Origin of the sequence: Stenotrophomonas sp. GD04054 (genome assembly GCF_029836955.1) — a bacterium.
GTDB classification, from domain to species: Bacteria; Pseudomonadota; Gammaproteobacteria; order Xanthomonadales; family Xanthomonadaceae; genus Stenotrophomonas; species Stenotrophomonas maltophilia_A.
Map to the genome: position 1 here is coordinate 39,977 of NZ_JAOECR010000010.1, position 18,572 is coordinate 58,548.

Below are 18,572 nucleotides of genomic sequence, written 5' to 3' on the forward strand. Positions count from 1 at the left end.
GTCCGGTGCAACAGCCACGGCCATCATCCTGATGGCCGCTGGTTGCCTGATGCCAACGCGCGCTGGCGCGCTGGCCCCATCCACCCTCGGGACATGCGCATGAAACTGATCTCCGCCATCATCCGGCCGTTCAAGCTCGACGAGGTCCGCGAGGCCCTCTCCGACGCAGGCGTGTCGGGCATCACCGTGACCGAAGTGAAAGGCTTCGGCCGCCAGAAGGGCCACACCGAGCTGTATCGCGGCGCCGAGTACGTCGTCGACTTCCTGCCCAAGATCAAGATCGAAACCGTGGTCACCGACGAGCGTGCCGACGCGGTGATCGAAGCGATCCAGTCGTCGGCAGGCACCGGCAAGATCGGTGACGGCAAGATCTTCGTCACCGCCGTCGAACAGGTCATCCGCATCCGCACCGGCGAAATCGGTGCCGACGCGCTGTAACCCCTTTCCGGAGACTCCCCCATGAAGATGCGCCTTCTCACCGGGTGGCAAGCCCGGTTCCACTTCGTGTGCCTGTTGATGCTGCTCAGCGCGCTGGCCGCCGGTGCGTGGCCGGGCAGTGCCCACGCTCAGGCCCAGATCTCGCCGCTGCCGAGCGAAAGCGTGGCGGTCGAACCACTGCAGGATCCGGTCGCTCCGGCCGCCGCACCGGCCGCGGCTGAAGCCGCCGCGACCTACGACCATGGCGACGTGGCCTGGATGCTGACGTCCACCCTGCTGGTGCTGCTGATGGTGGTGCCGGGCCTGGCCTTGTTCTATGGCGGCCTGGTGCGTTCGAAGAACGTGCTGTCGGTGCTCAGCCAGATCCTGGTGGTGTTCTCGCTGGTGCTGCTGCTGTGGGTGGCCTATGGCTACAGCGCGGTGTTCAGCACGGGCAACCCGTTCTTCGGCTCGTTCACCGAATTCGCCTTCCTCAAGGGCTTCACTCCGGAGTCGGTCGGCAACACCCCGATCAAGGGCCTGCCGGATTACCTGTTCGTCGCCTTCCAGTCGACGTTTGCTGGCATCACCACCGCGCTGATCGTCGGCGCGTTCGCCGAGCGCATCAAGTTCCGTGCGGTGCTGCTGTTCTCGGCGCTGTGGTTCACCCTCAGCTACATCCCGATGGCGCACATCGTCTGGGGTGGCGGCTACCTGGGTGAGATGGGCGCGATCGATTTCGCCGGTGGCACCGTGGTCCACATCAACGCCGGTGTGGCCGGTCTGGTCGCCGCGTGGTTCGTCGGCAAGCGCCTGGGCTATGGCCAGACCGCGCTGAAGCCGCACAACGTGCCGTTTACCTATATCGGCGCGATGCTGCTGTGGGTCGGCTGGTTCGGCTTCAACGCGGGTTCCGCCGCTGCCGCCGATACCGTCGCCTCGCTGGCCTTCCTCAATACCATGCTGGCCACGGCCGCTGCCGTACTCGGTTGGACGCTGGTGGAAGCGATCAGCAAGGGCAAGCCGTCGGCACTGGGCGCGGCCTCGGGCGCAGTGGCCGGCCTGGTCGGCATCACCCCGGCCTGCGGCACCGTCGGCCCGCTCGGCGCGATCATCATCGGTTTCGTCGCCGGCGTGGTCTGCGTGTGGGGTGTGACTGGTTTGAAGCGCCTGCTGAAGGTGGACGACACCGCCGACGTGTTCGGTGTGCATGGTGTCGGCGGCATCGTCGGCGCGATTCTCACCGGTGTGTTCAGCGCGCAGTCGCTGGGCGGCACCAAGGCCGATCTGGATATCGCCCATCAGGTCTGGGTGCAGGTGGTCAGCGTCGGCTTGACCGTGGTCTGGTCGGCGGTAGTGACCACGCTGATCCTGCTGGTGGTGCGCAGCGTGGTCGGCCTGCGCGTGACCGAGGAAGCAGAGCGCACCGGCCTGGATGTGACCTCGCACGGCGAGTCCGCGTACGAGGCCTGAAGTAGCGGCCGAGCTGCTGCATTGATGTTGTGGGTGCCGACCGTTGGTCGGCACTTCTACTGCTCTGGTAGGTGCCACGCTTGCTTGGCACTGGGTCTGGGTCTGCTCTGGTGGGTGCCGACCGTTGGTCGGCACAGCGGCTAGCCCATCCACGCATGGCGTGGATCTACTGCATCCTCTCTGGTGGGTGCCAAGCTTGCTCGGCACGGCGGCATGCATCATCGCGCCTGATCGCGCACAATCGGGCCATGCACCCGATCCGCACCGCCCTGATGCTCTCGGCCTGCCTGCTGCTGGCCGCCTGTGCCTCCGCGCCGCAGGAAACCCGCAACCCGCTCGCCACCTGGGTGTCGTCACCCAACCAGAATGCGCGCACGCCGGTCATCATCGTCATCCACCACACCGAACAGAAATCGGTGCAGCAGAGCCTGCGCACGCTGCGCACCGCCAACAGCGGTGGACCAGTCAGCGCGCACTACCTGATCGGTGCCGATGGCCATCGCTACCAGCTGGTCGCCGATGAGCGCCGCGCCTGGCACGCCGGCGCCGGGCGCTGGGGCACCATCACCGATCTCAACTCCGCCTCGATCGGCATCGAGCTCGACAACGATGGCCGCAGCCCGTTCAGTGCGGCGCAGATCGAATCGCTAATCGTGCTGCTGCGCGATCTCACCACCCGCCTGAACATCCCGCCGCGCCAGGTCATCGGCCATGCCGACCTGGCGCCGACGCGCAAGCAGGATCCGAGCCGGTTCTTCCCGTGGCAGCAGCTGGCGGAGGCTGGATTCGGCGTATGGCCACGCGCCGCCGACGGGGCTGCGCCGGAAGGCTTCGACGCGTGGAATGCGCTGGCCCGCTTCGGCTATCCGCTCGACAACCGGGACGCCACCGTCGCCGCCTTCCACCGCCGTTTCCGTGGCCGCGACGACCTGCCGAAGACACTGGATGCTGAAGACGCCCGCATCCTGCATTCCCTGCTGCTGCAGACGCCGTGAGCCATGCCTGGCGCGTTCCAGCGCAGGCATCTCCATGCGGCTCCCGCTCCCCGGTAGTGCCAGGCCGTGCGTGGCATCCTCTGGCGATCACCCCAGTCCCAACGCATCGCGTAGCGCCACGATGTGCGCGCGGCCAACAACCAGCTCGCTACCGTCGCTCAGCACCAGCCAGTAGCGGCTGCCGGAACCGGCATGCAACGTACGCACGTGCCGCAGGTTGACCAGGTGCGAGCGATGGCAGCGCACGAAATCCTGAGGCAGTACTGAGGCCAGTGCAGTCAGGGATTTGTCATGCAGTTCGCTGCGGCCATCGCGCATGCGCACCTGGCTGTAGTCGCCATCTGCCGCGATCCACATCACTTCCGAGAGCTCGACGGTTGCCGTTCCCTGCGCACGCCAGATGCCCAGGTAGCGTGCCCGGCCTGAACGCATACCGCCGGTATCGAACAAGCGTTCCAGCGCCTGACCAAGGCGTTCGCGCGAAAAGGGCTTGGGAACGAAGTCGAGCACGCCGTGTTCAAATGCCTGCAGCGCACGATCACGGTGGGCCGACACCACTACGCACTGGTAGCGGCCGGCTACCGCACGCCGCAGCAGTTCGAAACCGTCCTCGCCCCCAAGGTTGAGGTCCAGCAGTAGGCCGTCGTAGACATTGCGCTGCAGGCGGTCGCCGGCTGCCTCCAGATCGGCCACGGCATCGAAGCGTGCGCGCGTTCCTGCCAGCTCGGCGCACAGCCGCTGCAGGCGTTGGCGTACCAGCGGTTCGTCTTCAACGATCAGGATGCGCATGTCAGTTCGATCCGTCCGCACCATTGGTTGCCGTCGATGCCTTGCACGAAGCTCCATCCGCCGGGGCTGGCGGCCGCCAGACTGGCTTCGATGTAGCGCGTGCCCGTGCCGCGACCGCGATGCGAGGATGAGCCGTGCGCGCTGTGCAGTTCCAGCACCCAACGTCCACCGCCGCGCTGCACGCGCAGACGGAACGGGTGCTGCGCGCATGCCAGCGCACCGGCATGCGTCAGCGCGTTTTCCACCTGTGCATGCAGGATGCCGGGCGGCAGCAACAGCGGCGCATCCTCGCCATCCACGTCCAGCACCAGGGGCTGGCCCAGTGCCTGGCCAACGATGTCCAGGTGGCTGCGGCACAGGGCCAGCTCGTCCTGCAACGGAATGCTCTGCCGGCTGCTGCTGTCACGCAGCCGATCGAACTGATCGGCCAACGACTCCACCAGGCGGCTGGCACGCGAAGGTGCCTGCTCGATCAGTTCCTGCAGACTTGTGAGGGTGTTCATGAGCCAATGTGGCTGGATGCCTCGCTGCAACAGCTGCAATGAAAGCCGTGCGCGCTCTTCACGCAGCAACGCATTGTGCCGGTCCAGTGCCTGCAGCTGTGCCGCATGACGCAGCAGCAGGAACACCATCAGCACCGCCAGCAGCAGGAAGTACGGCCCATCAAGGAAGGCGCCGCGCGCGACCAGCAACGCCAGCAGACCGGCTAGCAGCAATGCCAGGATCGGCCATCTATCCTCTGTGTCGCCGCGCGCACGCAGCAGCAGCGATGCCGAAGCGAGCAGGCTCAACAAGAGCACTGCCGCCGAGCGGGTGTCAAAGCCAGGCAGGACGATGGCGAGCACCGCGATCACGGACAGATAGACGAAGCACCCGGCACGCGGAACCGCCACCTGGAATCGCCGCGCCAGATAGGCTGGCAGGAGCATGGCCGCGGCTACGTGCAATGCCAGCAGTGCAATCAGGCGCGGGACATGCCACGGGTAGTCATACCCCAGCAGGGAGCGCCACGCTTCCACTGCAGGCAACGCCAGTCCCACCACGCCCAGTGCCAGCAGAAGGCGAGCGCCGGGCGTGCGGGTCTGGCCACGCAGTACCGCCAGGAAATACAGGCTGGCTGCCGCCAGTGCGCCGATGGCGAAGGCCGCAACCAGCCATGGCAGGATGATCTGGCCATACAGCACAGCTGCGGGCGCGATCAGTGCCATCGCGTCGGCGCCATGCAGGGTGAAATGTTGTCGCTGGCTGGATGCAAGCACGACCAGCTCATCGGTGGCATTGCCAGAAGCGGGGGGAAGCACGTGGACAAGGTCGATGCGTCCTGGTTGTTCTTCTTCAGCGGTGCGGCCCACGACGCCATTGCTGATCCAGGGCGTGCCGTTCCAGTACAGCTGGCTGGCAGCGCGCAGCGACAGCCGCAACGTGCGGTCATGATCGTCGGTGCCGGTTGGCGCCGGCACCTGCCAGCGCAGCCAGTACGGGCCGCGCCACTGCGCCAGCAGCTGCTGATCCAGCGGACGCCAGGCCAGGTCCTGCGGCGGCCGCGCAGGCAGGGGGCTGGATGCCCCGGCGTCCGCAGGTGCCATCTGCGCCCCCTGCACGAATACCACGCCGGCGGGTGGCGTCGACACGACCAGCCATGCGGCCACCGCCGCAAGCAGCAGAGCAAGAACAGCCAGGGTACGTGGGATCTGCATGGCGGCCATCGTATCGGTTGCGTGGAGCCATTGGACCGCCTTTTGGAGACGTTCGGCAGGCGGGTGTCCCCACAGCCCTGTGATCGAGCCGATGCTGACCGCGCACGTCCCTCCTTTGGAGCCCACCATGAGCCGCAACGCCAGCACATCGTCCAGCAGTCTCCATCCTCGTCGCTCTGCCCTGGTCGCCACGGTGGCTACGTTCTGCCTGGCGCTCGCTGCGGCCATGCCGGCGCAGGCCACGCCTAGGGCATTGGTGTTCGAGCCGTACACGCTGCAGACCAAAGCACATGGCGCCATCCCTGCAGAGATCGCCGTGCTGGAGGTGCCGCGCCGACACAGCGAGCCAGACGGACCGCGCATGGGGCTGAAGGTGGTACGCCTGCGTGCAACCGGTGGCAATGGCCGCAGCGCCCCCGTGGTTTATCTGGCCGGTGGCCCGGGTGGTTCCGGCATCGATACCGCGCGCGGCCCGCGCTGGCCGGTGTTCGACCAGGTCCGACGCGAAGCCGACGTGCTGCTGCTCGACCAGCGAGGTGCCGGTCTGTCTGAACCACCGCCGGAGTGTCCGCATGAAACCCGCTTCGACGATGGCCAACCACTGCAGCGCGATGCGGCCCTGGCCGCATTGCAGGCGACGGCTGCCAAGTGCGTGGAATTCTGGCGTCAGGCTGGCGTCGATCTGGGCGCCTATACGACCGCCGAGAGTGCCGATGACCTGGATGATCTGCGGCGCGCACTGGGTGTGCCCAGGATCAGCTTGTGGGGCATGAGCTATGGCACCCACCTGGCGCTTGCGACGGTGCGCCTGCACGGCAAAGATCTGGAACGCGTCGTGCTGATGGGCACCGAAGGCCCCGATGACACACTGAAACTGCCGCTCAGCAGCGATGCGCTGCTACAGGAACTGACGCCACTGGCCCGCAGGGACGGCTTCGACGATCTGGCCGGATCGGCAAAGCGCGTGCTGCAGGCATTGCGTGAGCAGCCGCGACAGGGTCGCAGCCGCATGCATGACGGTCGCCAGGTGACCATCGGTGAATTCGATGCGCAGATCCTGATTGCCAATACTCTTGGCCAGCGGCATACCCAGCAGTGGCTGCCGTTGATACTCCGCGAGGCCGAGCGCGGCAACTACGACCCGCTGGCCGATCTGGTGCTGATCGTGCGCGCACAGTTCGCCCAGTACCCGGCGATGGGGCTGGCCATGGACGTGGCTTCCGGGCAGAGCCCGCAGCGCCTGGCGAGGGTGGAGGCGCAGGCACGCGAAAGCCTGTTCGGCGACGCCCTGAACTTCCCGTTCCCCGCCATCGGCAACGGCCTGGGTCTGGCCGATCTGGGCGAATCCTTCCGCGGGCCGCTGCGCAGCGACGTGCCGGTGCTGTTCATCAGCGGCACGCTGGATGGGCGCACGCCACCGGCCAATGCCGATGCGCTGCGTCCAGGCTTCAGCCATGGCCGCTCGCTGCTGGTGCGCAACGCCAGCCATCACCACGAGCTGTGGACCGGCAATCCTGCCATTGCCCGCAGCATCGTCGACTTCCTGGCCGGTCGCATCGTGAACGATGCCGAGCTGGACGTACCGCCGCCGGTGTTCGCCACCAGCAACAGTGGCCTGCTGGGCAGTGGCGGACGCTGAAGGGAGAGCGTGGTGCCGGGCACCCGGCGCGTCCGGCACCGTGCTGTTTCCTCTACATTGGGGCAATGAAAGACATCATTGCCCCCCTGAACCGCACGAGCTTGGGCCTTGTTGCGCTGGCCGTGCTCGCAGGCTGCTCCACCACCGCTCCCCGCACCGGAACCGAAGTGCCGACGCCGGTCACGCCGCCCGCGGCCACCTATGCCAAGGCCGCATGGAGTGCACTGCCACCGGTCTCCGACAGCGACCTGCAGGCCGGTTTCGTCGCCTGGCGCAGCAGCTGCACCCGCCTGAAGAACGATGCGGTCTGGGCCAAATCCTGCGCCACCGCCGCGACGGTTTCGGACAAGGACCCGGCGGCGATCCGCCAGTTCCTACAGCGCGATTTGGATGTCTATGCATTGCGTGCCGGCGGCCACCAGGCCGACGGGCTGATTACCGGCTACTACGAGCCGATCTACCCCGGCAGCCTCACCCGCACGGCTGCTGCCACCGTACCGGTTTACGGCACGCCGAATGATCTGATCGTGGTGCAGCTGGACAGCGTCTACCCGGAATTGAAGGGCAAGCGCCTGCGCGGGCGCGTCGAGGGCAAGGTGCTCAAGCCCTATGACGACGCCGGCACCATCGCGGCCAAGGGCGCCAAGGCGCCGGTACTGGCCTGGCTGACCGACCCGATGGACCTGCAGCTGCTGCAGATCCAGGGGTCGGGCCGGGTGCGCCTGCCCGATGGCACGCAGGTGCGGCTGGCCTATGCGGAACAGAACGGCCACCCCTACCGCGCGATCGGTCGCTGGCTGGTCGACCAGGGCCAGCTGAAGAAAGAAGACGTCACCATGGACGCGATCCGCGCCTGGGCCCGGGCCAATCCCGCGCGCGTGCCGGAACTGCTGCGCAGCAACCCCAGCTACGTGTTCTTCGTGCGCAACCCGGACAGCCCGGAAGGCCCACGTGGTTCACTGAACGTGCCGCTCACCGCCGGCTACAGCGTCGCAGTGGATCGCAGCGTGGTGCCGCTGGGCAGCCTGCTGTGGCTGTCCACCACGCGCCCGGACGGCACCCCGGTGGTGCGCCCGGTGGCCGCGCAGGACACCGGCGGCGCCATTGCCGGTGAAGTGCGCGCCGACCTGTACTGGGGCAGCGGCGATGCCGCCGGCAAGCTGGCCGGCGACATGAAGCAGAAGGGCAACATCTGGATGCTGTGGCCGAAGGGCGTGGCGTTGCCTGCGTCGGCCCGGTGAAGCACTCACCTGCGCGCTGCGAGGTCGGGCGATAATGGCGCCATTCCGAACTTTCCGACCGCGCCTGCGGCCAGGACCTCTGCAATGACCTACGCAAAGCACAACGCAAAACCCGGCGCGAAATCCGCCGCGAAGAAGTACTACAAGCACTGGGCCGAATCGGGCCTGGGCAAGGGCAACGTGCTGATGGAAGCCCGTGGCGAGAAGATCGTGCGCCAGGTGGAGATCTACGGCACCAAGATGGTCTGGGCCGACGAGCATGCCCACAGCGATGACCGCTTCCTGCTGGCCGACCAGCCGGTGTCGTTCCTGGATTTCGACGAAGACGACGAAATCTCCGCGCGCGAATTCGAAAGTGCCTGGAAGAAGGCCCGGGAAGCTACCGGCTACCCGGTGTAAGCCACTGCTCCACCCCGTTTTTGTAGAGTCGAGCCATGCTCGACTGCTGTTTGCCAGGAGCAGTCGAGCATGGCTCGACTCCACATGGCAGACGTGCGTAATGTTATATGATTACATTTCATCTGCGCCCGTCCACCCCCATGAAAACCTCCACGCTGGTGGCCGCCCTCGCGGCGGCTCCGTTCGCCCCTGAAGCACTCGCACAATCGGCCGACGCCGCACTCACCCTCGGCAGGGTGCAGGTACACCAGCACGGGGAGGGCCAGCTGAGCGCACACCAGGTGCTGACCTCGGTGGACGTGCTGGGCGCGGACCAGATCGAAGACCGAAACGTCTCGCACAGCTGGGAACTGCTCGGGCAGATGCCCGGCATCCAGCTCACCGAAACCCGGCAGGGTGCCGAATCGGGCAAGGTCAGCTTCCGCGCCTTCAACGGTGAGGGCTACCTCAATGCCATCAAGACGCTGATCGATGGCATCCCCAGCAACGTCAACAGCGGCAACCAGCGCTTCATCGACATGCTGTTCCCGCTGGAAATCAGCTACATCGAAGTAGTGCGCGGTACCAACGATCCGCGCTATGGCTTGCACAACATCGGCGGCAACGTGAACTTCGGCACGCGCCAGGGCGGCAGCTATACCGATGCGCGGCTGGCCTACGGCAGCTACAACACCCGTGATGCGCAGCTGGCGGTAGGCCGTGAAGCCAATGGCGTCGCACAGAACTATTTCGTCGGCACCCAGGCCAGCGATGGCTACCGCGACCACGACACCTCGAAGAAATATTCGCTGGGCGGCAAGTGGTTCTACGGCTCGCTGGACGAGGGCCTGCGCGTGGGCCTGACCGCGCGTGCATACCACCACGAAGCCGAAGAACCCGGCTTCATGACCGCCGACGAACTGCGCACGCATCGCCGCGGCAGCGACCTGCGCAACGGCAACGATGGCGATGACCGCGACATGCGCCAGATTGCCGCGCACCTGGATATGAAACTGTCCGAGAGGCTCACCTTCGGCACGCGGCTCTATTACAACCGCTACGAAGACGACCGCCGCGTGACCTTCAGCGACCTGCCCACCGGCAACCTGCCGCGCCAGCGCCGCGTGTGGGATGAGCGGCAGACCGGCCTGCTCAGCACGCTCACCTGGCAGGCCAGCCCCGCGCTTACCGTCGAGGGCGGCTTGAACTACGAGCAGCAGGACAACAGCTACCTCCGCGATCGCTACGCCTACGCCGAACCCACCGACTTCAGCCGTGCCCCGGCACGGGTGCAGAACAACGACCGCCACAGCTTCGACAATTGGGGCGCCTACGTGCAGGCCATCTACCAGCCCGTCGAGGCGTGGAAGATCGTGCCGGCCTACCGTGTGGACCGCTTCAGTGGCCGTACCCACCTGATGAACGGCCTCAGCGCTCGGCTGCAGGATTACGGCAGCATCGGCCAGCCCAAACTGAGCGTCATCCACAGCCTGGGCGAGAACACCCACGTCTACGCAAACTGGGGCCGCACTTTCCAGGTGCTCACTGGATCCACCGCGCCGGCTTACCTCGCCCCGGGCCAGGCGCCGATGCATCCGTCCACCAACACCGGCATGGAGCTGGGCCTGAAGTTCCAGCCGTTCGCGGGCAGCCAGGCACGTCTGGCGGTATGGCAGCAGGATGCGGAAAACGAGGTGTCCAACATGCCGGCCACCGGTACCACGGTCACCTTGGGCAAGACCCGCCGACGCGGCGTGGATGCGCAGTTGAGCCTGCAGCTGGGCGACGACTGGACGGTATGGGCGTCGCACGCCTACCAGGAAGCGAAGATCACCCGCGACGACCGCGACGCCAGCATTTCCCTGCAGGGCCGCGAAGTGGCCGCCACCCCGCGATACATCAGCAACCTGGGGGCGGATTACCGCGCCAGCGACGCGCTTCGCCTCGGCCTGCAGGCACGCGCGCAGGACGACTACTACCTTGAGGAGCGCAATGTGGCCGGAAAGTTCGGTGGCTTTGCCGTGCTCGACCTCAGCGCGGCCTACCAGATCAACCCACGCTGGAGCGTGGACCTGCAGCTGAAGAACGTTACCGGACGCCAGTACGCCTACGCCTGGTACGACAGCTTCTTCTGGGACAGCGCTCGCCCGATGTTTTCGCCGGCCCCTGGCCGTAGCGTGTTCGTCGGCCTCAATATGAAACTGTGACCCGCTCACGTATCCGGTAGTGGGCGAGCTTGCTCGCCCTGCGGCAGTGGTCAGGGCCCTTTCCTGACGGAAAGGGATCCGACCCCGGACCCGCGTTTTGCACTACATTGGTGCAATGTCCGACCCCGCACCCCCGCCGTCCCTCGATGCCCTGGGCACGCCGTTGGCCTGGGCCGGGGCCGATGGCTGCATCGCCGGCTGCAATCCGGCCTTCGCCCGCTGGCTGGGCGTCAGCGTCCGGCGCCTGCTGGGGCGGCCGCTGGCCGCACTGGAAGTGCAGGGCGAGGCACTGGCCCATTTCCTGGCCCGCGATGAGCGCGACAGCCTGCGCCTGAACCGGTTGGCGCTGGCGGTGCCCGGCGAGGCCCCGCGCTTCGCCGAGGGCTGGATGAGCCGCCGCGACGATGGCGGTTGGCTGCTGGAGGCGCATCCGGTCGATGAATTCCCCGGGCTCGACCCGACCCAAGCCCTGCCCAGCGCGCTCAGCGCGGCGCTGAAGGGACTGGCCCACGAGCTTCGTAATCCGCTGGCCGGGTTGAAGGGCGCGGCCCAGCTGCTGGCCCGCCGCGCGGCCCAGCGCGATGCCAGCGAACGCGAGCTGATCGAGCTGATCGGCTCGGAGATCGAACGCCTCAACGGCCTGCTCGACCAGCTGCTGTCGCCGGCCCCGGCTGCACCGCATGCCGAGCTGAACATCCATGCCGCGCTGGAACGCGTGCTGCGTCTGGCCGAGAACGAGGCCGGCTGGGCGGTACGCCTGCAGCGCGACTACGACCCCAGCATTCCCGAATTCCATGGCGACGCCGACCGCCTCACCCAGGCGGTGTGGAACCTGGTGCGCAACGCGATCCAGGCCGGCGCCGGCAACATCACCCTGCGTACCCGCGTAGAACACGGTGTACGCATCGCCGAGCAGCTGCACACGCTGGCGCTGCGCCTGGAGATTGCCGACGACGGCCGTGGCGTGCCCGAGGAGCTGGCCGAGCATCTGTTCCTGCCGCTGGTCAGTGGTCGCGCCGAAGGCACTGGCCTGGGCCTGGCGCTGGCGCAGCAGGTCGCGCGCGAACACCGCGGTACGCTGACCTACCGCTCGCGCCCGGGCCATACCGTGTTCACCCTGCTGCTGCCGATCGTCAGCGGTGCCGCCCCGGCCGAGGAGGCCCCGCACGATGTCTGAGTCCTCTTCGTCCCCGCAGCGCATCTGGGTGGTCGATGACGATCGGGCCGTGCGTTTCGTGCTGTGCACCGCGCTGCGTGAGGCGGGCTACCAGGTCGTCGATTTCGACAGCGCCGCCCCCGCCCTGCAGGCGTTGAGCGAAGGCCCGCCGCCGGCGCTGCTGTTCACCGATGTGCGCATGCCGGGTGACGATGGCCTGGTGCTGTTGGACAAGCTCAAGGCCGCGCTTCCGCAGCTGCCGGTGGTGGTGATGTCGGCCTACACCGACGTGGCCAGCACGGCCGGTGCGTTCCGCGGTGGCGCGCATGAATTCCTGTCCAAGCCGTTCGATCTGGACGACGCCGTGGCGCTGGCGCAGCGTGTGCTGCCGGCCGTTGCACCGGCACTGGCGGCGCCCACACCTGCGGCGGAAGCGCATGGCGACCAGCCACCGCAACTGGTGGGCGATACCCCGCCGATGCGTGCGCTGTTCCGTGCCATCGGCCGCCTGGCGCAGGCGCCGCTGGCGGTGCTGATCACCGGCGAAACCGGCACCGGCAAGGAGCTGGTGGCCAATGCGCTGCATCGCGAATCGCCGCGCGCGCAGGGGCCGTTCGTCGCGCTCAATACTGCTGCAATCCCGTCCGAGCTGCTGGAAAGCGAGTTGTTCGGCCACGAAGCCGGCGCCTTCACCGGTGCCCAGCGCCGCCATACCGGTCGCTTCGAGCAGGCCAACGGCGGCACCCTGTTCCTGGATGAGATCGGCGACATGCCGTTGCCGCTGCAGACCCGCCTGCTGCGCGTGCTGGCACAGGGCGAGTTCTTCCGCGTCGGTGGCCGCGAGTTGATCCGCGTCGACGTGCGGGTGATTGCCGCCACCCACCAGGATCTGGAAGGACTGGTCGCGCAGGGGAAGTTCCGTGCCGATCTGCTGCATCGCCTGGACGTGGTGCGCCTGCAGCTGCCACCGCTGCGCGAGCGTCGCGAGGACATCGCACAACTGGCAAGTACGTTCCTGGGCGCCGCCGCACGCAAGCTGGATACCCCGCCGAAGCGCCTGACCGCTGCCGCACTGCAGGCGCTGCGCGAACACGACTGGCCGGGCAACGTGCGCGAACTGGAAAACGTGTGCTGGCGGATGGCGGCGCTGGCCGCCGCTGACACCATTGGCGTGGCCGACGTCGATACCGCGCTCAACCGTACGCGCGGTCGTCGCAGCAGCACCACCAACGCCGATCCGGGGCAGTGGGAGGCACTGCTGGCCGAATGGGCACGCCGTCAGCTGGCCGAAGGCGTGGAAGGGCTGCACGCGCAGGTGCGTGCGCGGGTCGACCATGCCCTGCTGGAGGCCGCGCTGCAGATCACCCATGGCCGCCGTGCCGAAGCCGCGGCCCGCCTGGGCCTTGGCCGCAATACCCTTACCCGCAAGCTGGGCGCCGGGCGCCGTCGCGGGGGCCATTGAACGGTCCCTGCACGCGATCCTCGCGCCCGCTTGCCGAACCGTTGATCGTTCATGGACGATGCCGTCCGTAGTGTCACCTGCAAGGAGTCTTCGATGCGTCTGTCCTTTGCCATCCTGCCGTTGTCCGCCGCCGTGCTGCTGTCTGCCTGTGGCAGCGCACCGAAGAAGGCCGAACCCACCCCGCCACCGCCGACCGTGGTCAGCGCCGCCAAGCAGGCCGAGGCCAATCTGTCGCCGGCCTCGGCCAGCATCGTCAGTGGCCGCATCGCGCTGATGGTGGAGCCCGGTGGCATCCACATCACCGGGCTGATCGGTGGCCTGCAGCCGATGCAGCAGGCCGGTTTCCACATCCACGAGCGCGGTGACTGCAGCGCGGTGGATGCCAGCAGTGCCGGCAATCACTTCAATCCCGGTGGCGCTGCGCATGGCCGCGCCGGCACCGGCAAGCACCACCTGGGCGACATGGACAATCTGCGTGCCGACGCCCAGGGCCGCGCCAACGTCGATATCCACCTCAAGGGCGTTACCCTTGGCGGAGGCGCCGCCACCGATATCGCCGGACGTGCACTGGTCGTGCATGCCAACGCCGACGACTATCGCAGCCAGCCCGCCGGCAATGCCGGCGTCCGCATCGCCTGTGGCGTGATCCGGGTTGTCCGCTGATCACTGCAGGCATCATCCAGGGAGAGATTCCATGCGTTTGATCCACACTTCGCTGTTCGCAGCCATTGCTGCACTGGGCCTGGCGGCCTGCAACCAGCAGCCGGCCGCGCCGCAGGCTGAAACCGCGCCGGCCGCTCCGGCCGACGGCACCACCGCCGAACCGGCCGCAGCACCTGCACCGGCTGCCGATGCCTCGGCCACGGCCGAGCTGGCGCCGACCCAGGGCAACGAGACGAAGGGCAGCGTCACCTTCAAGGTGGTTGACGGCAAGGTCCACGTGACCGGCCAGATCAGCGGCCTGAAGCCGGGCAGCGAGCACGGCTTCCACATCCACGAGAAGGGCGACTGCAGCGCCCCGGACGGCATGAGCGCCGGTGGCCACTTCAACCCGGGCAAGCAGGATCACGGCAGCGTGTCCGCCGATCCGCACCACGGTGGCGACATGCCCAACATCAAGGCCGACGACAAGGGCGTGGCCACCATCGACGGCCCGGTGTCGAGCAACGTCAACATCGGCAAGGGTGATGACTTCGACATCATCGGCCGCGGCCTGATCGTCCACGCCGATGCGGATGACTACAAGACCCAGCCGACCGGCAACGCCGGTGCGCGCCTGGCGTGTGCGGTGATCCAGAAGGCGCAGTAAGTCATCAGAAAACGCCGGCGCAAGCCGGCGTTTTTCTTTATAGGTAGTGCCGGCCGCTGGTCGGCAATCGCAGATCCGGAGGTTGCCGGCCAGCGGCCGGCACTACCAACACCCGCATCAGCGCGCCAGCAACTCGCGCGCGTCCTGACCGGCCTCGCAGTGCACGAACAGCACCGGCACGCCGTGCGCTTCCAGCACCGCGGCCATCTGCCGCTGGCGCATCAGGAACTGCTCGTAGATGCCCTTCAGGCGGTCGCAGTCGTTCTTGCCGTGGTTGTAGTGCGCGCACCAGCCGGCCGGATCGAACAGCGCCATGCGTGCCTCGCCATGGGTATAGCGCAGCAGCGGCTCGGGCGCGGCATTGAGCCACTCGTCCTCGCCCGGCGCCATGATCGCGGTCTCGATCAGCGGCCACAGCGCGGCCAGGCCTTGATTGTCGTACTGCATCGACATCATCGCGGCCAGATCATTCACGGTGAAATAGCGCGCATGCTCGATGCGGGCACCGAAGGTGTTCTGCGCCATCAACGCGGTATCGGCATGCGCCATGCCGTTGGCCAGCAGCGTGTCTTCCAGCGCCTCGGCCACTGCATTGGTCGTCGCCACGTCGCTGCCGGTCAGCAGGAACGGCACCACGCGCAGGCCACCGCCCACCAGGCTGGCATCGGCCTGGAACGGCAGCGGCACGTCACCGTTGGCATCGGTACCGAAGGCCAGCAGGCGCGGGCCCTGGTTACGGCCCGGGGCACGCATCTGCAGTTCTTCCAGGCGGCGATGGATCGGCCAGCCCGGGCGCAGTACTTCGGCCGGGTCGAAATGGGCGGCGGCGAACACCAGGTCCAGCTCGGCCACCTGCGGCACCAGCTTGGACAGGTCGCGGCCGACGCGATCGGCCAGTTCACCGGCCTGTTCGGCGCTGAGCACCGCCTGGCGGGGGATTTCGCCGCCGGCCAGTTCCAGGGCCAGCACGCCAAGGGCATTCATCGCGGGGTCGGGTTTGCTCATGGTTCCACGGTTGGCCCATCACAGGGCGGCAGCTACACTTGGCTCCATTATGCCTGCTCCGTCGTGCAGGCCATGTTGCAGACACCCTCATCCATGCCAGGTATCTCCATGCCCAACGCTCGTCCCGTCGCCATCCTCGGTGGCGTCCGCATTCCGTTCTGCCGCCAGAACACCGCGTATTCGGATGTCGGCAACCTTGGCATGTCGGTCCGTACGCTGGGCGCGCTGGTCGAACGTTTCGGCCTGCACGGCCAGCAGCTGGGTGAAGTGGCGATGGGTGCGGTGATCAAGCACTCCAGCGACTGGAACCTGGGCCGCGAAGCCACGCTCTCTTCTGGCCTGTCGCCGTTGACCCCGGGCATCACCCTGCAGCGCGCCTGCGGCACCTCGCTGGACAGCATCATCACGGTTGCCAACAAGATCGCGCTGGGCCAGATCGAATCGGGTATCGGTGGCGGTTCGGACACAACCTCCGACGTGCCGATCGTCTACGGCAAGAAGCTGCGCGCGCGCCTGCTGGCCGCCAACCGTGCCAAGAGCACCGGCGACAAGATCCGCGCGCTCACCGCTGGCTTCAAGTTCTCCGAGCTCAAGCCCGAATTCCCGGGCGTGGCCGAGCCGCGCACCGGCAAGAGCATGGGCGACCACTGCGAGGACATGGCCAAGGAATGGAACATCTCGCGTGACTCGCAGGACGAGTGGGCGGTGTCGTCGCACAAGAAGCTGGCTGCCGCCTATGAGCGCGGTTTCTTCAACGACCTGATCGCACCGTTCCGTGGTGTCGAGCGTGACAACATCCTGCGCCCGGATACTTCGCTGGAGAAGCTGGCCACGCTGAAGCCGGCGTTCGACAAGGTTTCCGGCCGCGGCACGCTCACCGCCGCCAACTCCACGCCGCTGACCGACGGCGCCGCCGCCGTGCTGCTGGCCAGCGAAGAGTGGGCGCGTGCCCACGGCCATGAGCCGCAGGCCTATCTGCGCGATGCGCATGTCTCTGCGGTGGACTTCGTGCATGGCGAAGGCCTGCTGATGGCGCCGACCGTGGCCGTGCCGGAGATGCTCAAGCGCAACGGCCTGACCCTGCAGGACTTCGACATCTACGAGATCCACGAAGCTTTTGCCGCGCAGGTGCTGTGCACCCTGCGTGCGTGGGAGAGCGAGGATTACTGCCGCAATCGCCTGGGCCTGGATGCACCGCTGGGTCGCATCGACCCGGACAAGATCAACCTGCTGGGCTCGTCGCTGGCCACTGGCCACCCGTTCGCGGCGACTGGCGCACGCGTCATCGCCACCGCAGCCAAGCAGCTGGCCGAACGCGGCGGTGGCCGCGCGCTGGTGTCGATCTGCACCGCCGGCGGCATGGGCGTAGTGGCGATCGTCGAGCGCTGATCGCTGCGACCGCGCGCCAACCAAGGTTGGCGACTACCGGGTTCCACAGATGAAAACGCCGCCCAATGGGCGGCGTTTTTCTGCTCCGGTGGGTGCCGACCGTTGGTCGGCACGCTTCACGGCAACCGTGGATTGCCGAATTCGTCGCGCTCTTCGTTGGCGTCATACACCGGCGGCTGCACCGTAACCGGCTGCTCCTCCACCGTGGCACGCAGCGGCGCTTCGGTGCCGCGCACCAGTTCCACGCTGTCCTCGCCACGCTGCAGTCGCAGCGCATTGGCCAGGCACTGCGCGGCCAGCGCGTGCTCGCCACGCTGTGCGAACAGCTCACCCAGTGCCTCCCACGCCGGGGCACCGGCGCCCGCGGCGATGGCCTCGTGCAGGAACGCATCGGCGGCATCCCACTGCTGCTGGGCCAGGGCCACGCGGCCCTGTGCCAGGCGCAGCGCAGCCGAGCTGTCGTGCACGTTGCGCCAGCGCGCGAGGTTGGCCTGACGCGTGGCCAGGCGCTCGGCCGGCAGGCGGCCATACAGCGCCACCAGTTCGTCATCCCAACGCTGGTCCAGTGCCTGTTCCAACGCCAGCAGCGCCGGTTCGTCCCAGTTCAACGCAACCGCACGGCTGGCATACGCACCCACCACGTCCGGGGTTGGCCGCAGCGCCTTCGGCGTGGCTTCCCACTGCGCGGCCAGCGCATTGACGTCGGCTGCTTCCAGCAGCGCCTGTGCGGCCAGGCGTGCTTCCAGTTCGCTGTTGGCGTCGGCCGGCAGCACCTTGCTCTGGCGCAGTGCACCCAGCTGGCCATACGCCTCGTGGGCGCGGCCGGCCTGTGCCAGCGCTTCGGTACGCAGCCACAGGCCGCGCGGCGGCAGCGGCTGGATCGTCGCCACATCCAACGCGTTGATCGCATCCACCGGCAGATCGCGCGCCAGCAGCTGTTCGGCGCGTAGAAGCGCCTGCAGGGTGGCATCGCTCTCGCCCAGGCGCTGCAGCAGGGCTTCACCGGCGGGGCCGTCGGCACGTGCCTGCGCACTGCGCACGGCATTGGCCAGCGCCACCGCGCTCACTTCCGGATCCTTGGCGGCACCATCCAGCAGCTTTTCCGCGCGCTGCCACTGGCCGTGCTCATAGGCCTGCAGGCCGTCGATCAGGCGCACCCGGCCCTGCTTGCGGCGGTAGCGGCCCCAGGCGCGGAACGGTGCAGCGATCAGGCTCCACAGCAGCCACAGCACCAGCACCGCGATCACCGACAGCAGTGCCACCTTGGGCAGGTTGCTGTGGTAGTCGTAGCCGCCGTAGCGCAGGGTCACTTCGCCGAAGCGGTTGAGGTCATCGGCGCCGAGCCATTGCGCGGCCACCACGCCGATGGCCACGGCCAGCAACAGCACGACCAGGGATTGCAGGGGTTTCATGGG

16 protein-coding genes are annotated in these 18,572 nt (G+C 67.5%); 12 read left to right on the top strand and 4 right to left on the bottom strand.

The window, feature by feature from the left end; genetic code table 11:
• Nucleotides 1-99 precede the first annotated feature (99 nt).
• The 3 genes from N7573_RS07265 (at nt 100) to N7573_RS07275 (ending at nt 2,885) form a co-directional block, all read left to right on the top strand.
• Nucleotides 100-438 (top strand): P-II family nitrogen regulator, encoded by a 339-nt coding sequence (locus N7573_RS07265; RefSeq protein ID WP_004134334.1) that lies wholly within the window; start codon nt 100-102, stop codon nt 436-438.
• Between the two features lie 21 nt (nt 439-459).
• Nucleotides 460-1,890 carry an ammonium transporter gene (gene amt / locus N7573_RS07270; RefSeq protein WP_279913872.1) on the top strand — a complete coding sequence of 477 codons (1,431 nt, stop codon included), beginning with the start codon at nt 460-462 and terminating at the stop codon, nt 1,888-1,890.
• Between the two features lie 248 nt (nt 1,891-2,138).
• The gene (locus N7573_RS07275) at nt 2,139-2,885 is read left to right on the top strand and encodes an N-acetylmuramoyl-L-alanine amidase (protein WP_189720335.1); all 747 of its coding nucleotides are present in this window, start codon (nt 2,139-2,141) and stop codon (nt 2,883-2,885) included.
• Nucleotides 2,886-2,972: 87 nt separating this feature from the next.
• On the opposite strand, the gene N7573_RS07280 is transcribed toward N7573_RS07275, so the two are convergent.
• Together N7573_RS07280 and N7573_RS07285 are read right to left on the bottom strand one after the other, a co-directional pair.
• Nucleotides 2,973-3,674: a LytTR family DNA-binding domain-containing protein gene (locus N7573_RS07280; RefSeq protein ID WP_164080640.1), complete on the bottom strand. Its 702-nt coding sequence runs from the start codon at nt 3,672-3,674 to the stop codon at nt 2,973-2,975.
• Nucleotides 3,662-5,371 (bottom strand): sensor histidine kinase, encoded by a 1,710-nt coding sequence (locus tag N7573_RS07285; RefSeq protein WP_182267012.1) that lies wholly within the window; start codon nt 5,369-5,371, stop codon nt 3,662-3,664. Before N7573_RS07285 ends, N7573_RS07280 begins: the two co-directional genes overlap by 13 nt.
• Before the next feature lie 127 nt (nt 5,372-5,498).
• On the opposite strand from N7573_RS07285, the gene N7573_RS07290 reads away from it, so the two are divergent.
• The 8 genes from N7573_RS07290 to N7573_RS07325 all read left to right on the top strand — a co-directional run bounded on the left by N7573_RS07290 (nt 5,499) and on the right by N7573_RS07325 (nt 14,763).
• Nucleotides 5,499-7,010 (top strand): alpha/beta fold hydrolase, encoded by a 1,512-nt coding sequence (locus N7573_RS07290; RefSeq protein ID WP_279913423.1) that lies wholly within the window; start codon nt 5,499-5,501, stop codon nt 7,008-7,010.
• Between the two features lie 65 nt (nt 7,011-7,075).
• Entirely contained in the window at nt 7,076-8,251 is a 1,176-nt protein-coding gene (locus N7573_RS07295; protein ID WP_279913422.1) for an MltA domain-containing protein, read from the top strand.
• A gap of 84 nt (nt 8,252-8,335) precedes the next feature.
• Nucleotides 8,336-8,650, top strand: coding sequence for a hypothetical protein (locus N7573_RS07300; RefSeq protein ID WP_032130155.1), 315 nt, complete (start codon nt 8,336-8,338; stop codon nt 8,648-8,650).
• A 140-nt stretch (nt 8,651-8,790) separates the two neighbouring features.
• A complete protein-coding gene (locus N7573_RS07305) occupies nt 8,791-10,836 on the top strand; it encodes a TonB-dependent receptor (protein WP_279913421.1) in 2,046 nt (681 codons plus the stop codon).
• Between the two features lie 115 nt (nt 10,837-10,951).
• Nucleotides 10,952-12,013: an ATP-binding protein gene (locus N7573_RS07310; protein WP_279913420.1), complete on the top strand. Its 1,062-nt coding sequence runs from the start codon at nt 10,952-10,954 to the stop codon at nt 12,011-12,013.
• Nucleotides 12,006-13,454, top strand: coding sequence for a nitrogen regulation protein NR(I) (gene ntrC, locus N7573_RS07315; protein ID WP_279913418.1), 1,449 nt, complete (start codon nt 12,006-12,008; stop codon nt 13,452-13,454). The genes N7573_RS07310 and ntrC overlap by 8 nt, the downstream gene beginning before the upstream one ends.
• 93 nt (nt 13,455-13,547) lie before the next feature.
• Nucleotides 13,548-14,117 (top strand): superoxide dismutase family protein, encoded by a 570-nt coding sequence (locus tag N7573_RS07320; protein WP_014035519.1) that lies wholly within the window; start codon nt 13,548-13,550, stop codon nt 14,115-14,117.
• Nucleotides 14,118-14,148: 31 nt separating this feature from the next.
• Complete coding sequence (locus tag N7573_RS07325) at nt 14,149-14,763, top strand: superoxide dismutase family protein (RefSeq protein WP_032130159.1); 615 nt, start codon at nt 14,149-14,151, stop codon at nt 14,761-14,763.
• A gap of 117 nt (nt 14,764-14,880) precedes the next feature.
• Here the strand turns inward: N7573_RS07325 and N7573_RS07330 are convergent, their stop codons facing one another.
• Nucleotides 14,881-15,768, bottom strand: a complete 888-nt coding sequence (locus N7573_RS07330; protein ID WP_049423143.1) for a hypothetical protein — start codon at nt 15,766-15,768, stop codon at nt 14,881-14,883.
• A 93-nt stretch (nt 15,769-15,861) separates the two neighbouring features.
• Here N7573_RS07330 and N7573_RS07335 point away from each other — a divergent pair, with 93 nt between their 5' ends.
• Nucleotides 15,862-17,157: an acetyl-CoA C-acetyltransferase gene (locus tag N7573_RS07335; RefSeq protein WP_099551602.1), complete on the top strand. Its 1,296-nt coding sequence runs from the start codon at nt 15,862-15,864 to the stop codon at nt 17,155-17,157.
• A gap of 116 nt (nt 17,158-17,273) precedes the next feature.
• Here N7573_RS07335 and N7573_RS07340 read toward each other — a convergent pair whose 3' ends face one another.
• A complete protein-coding gene (locus N7573_RS07340; protein ID WP_032130162.1) occupies nt 17,274-18,569 on the bottom strand; it encodes a heme biosynthesis HemY N-terminal domain-containing protein in 1,296 nt (431 codons plus the stop codon).
• Nucleotides 18,570-18,572 lie beyond the last annotated feature (3 nt).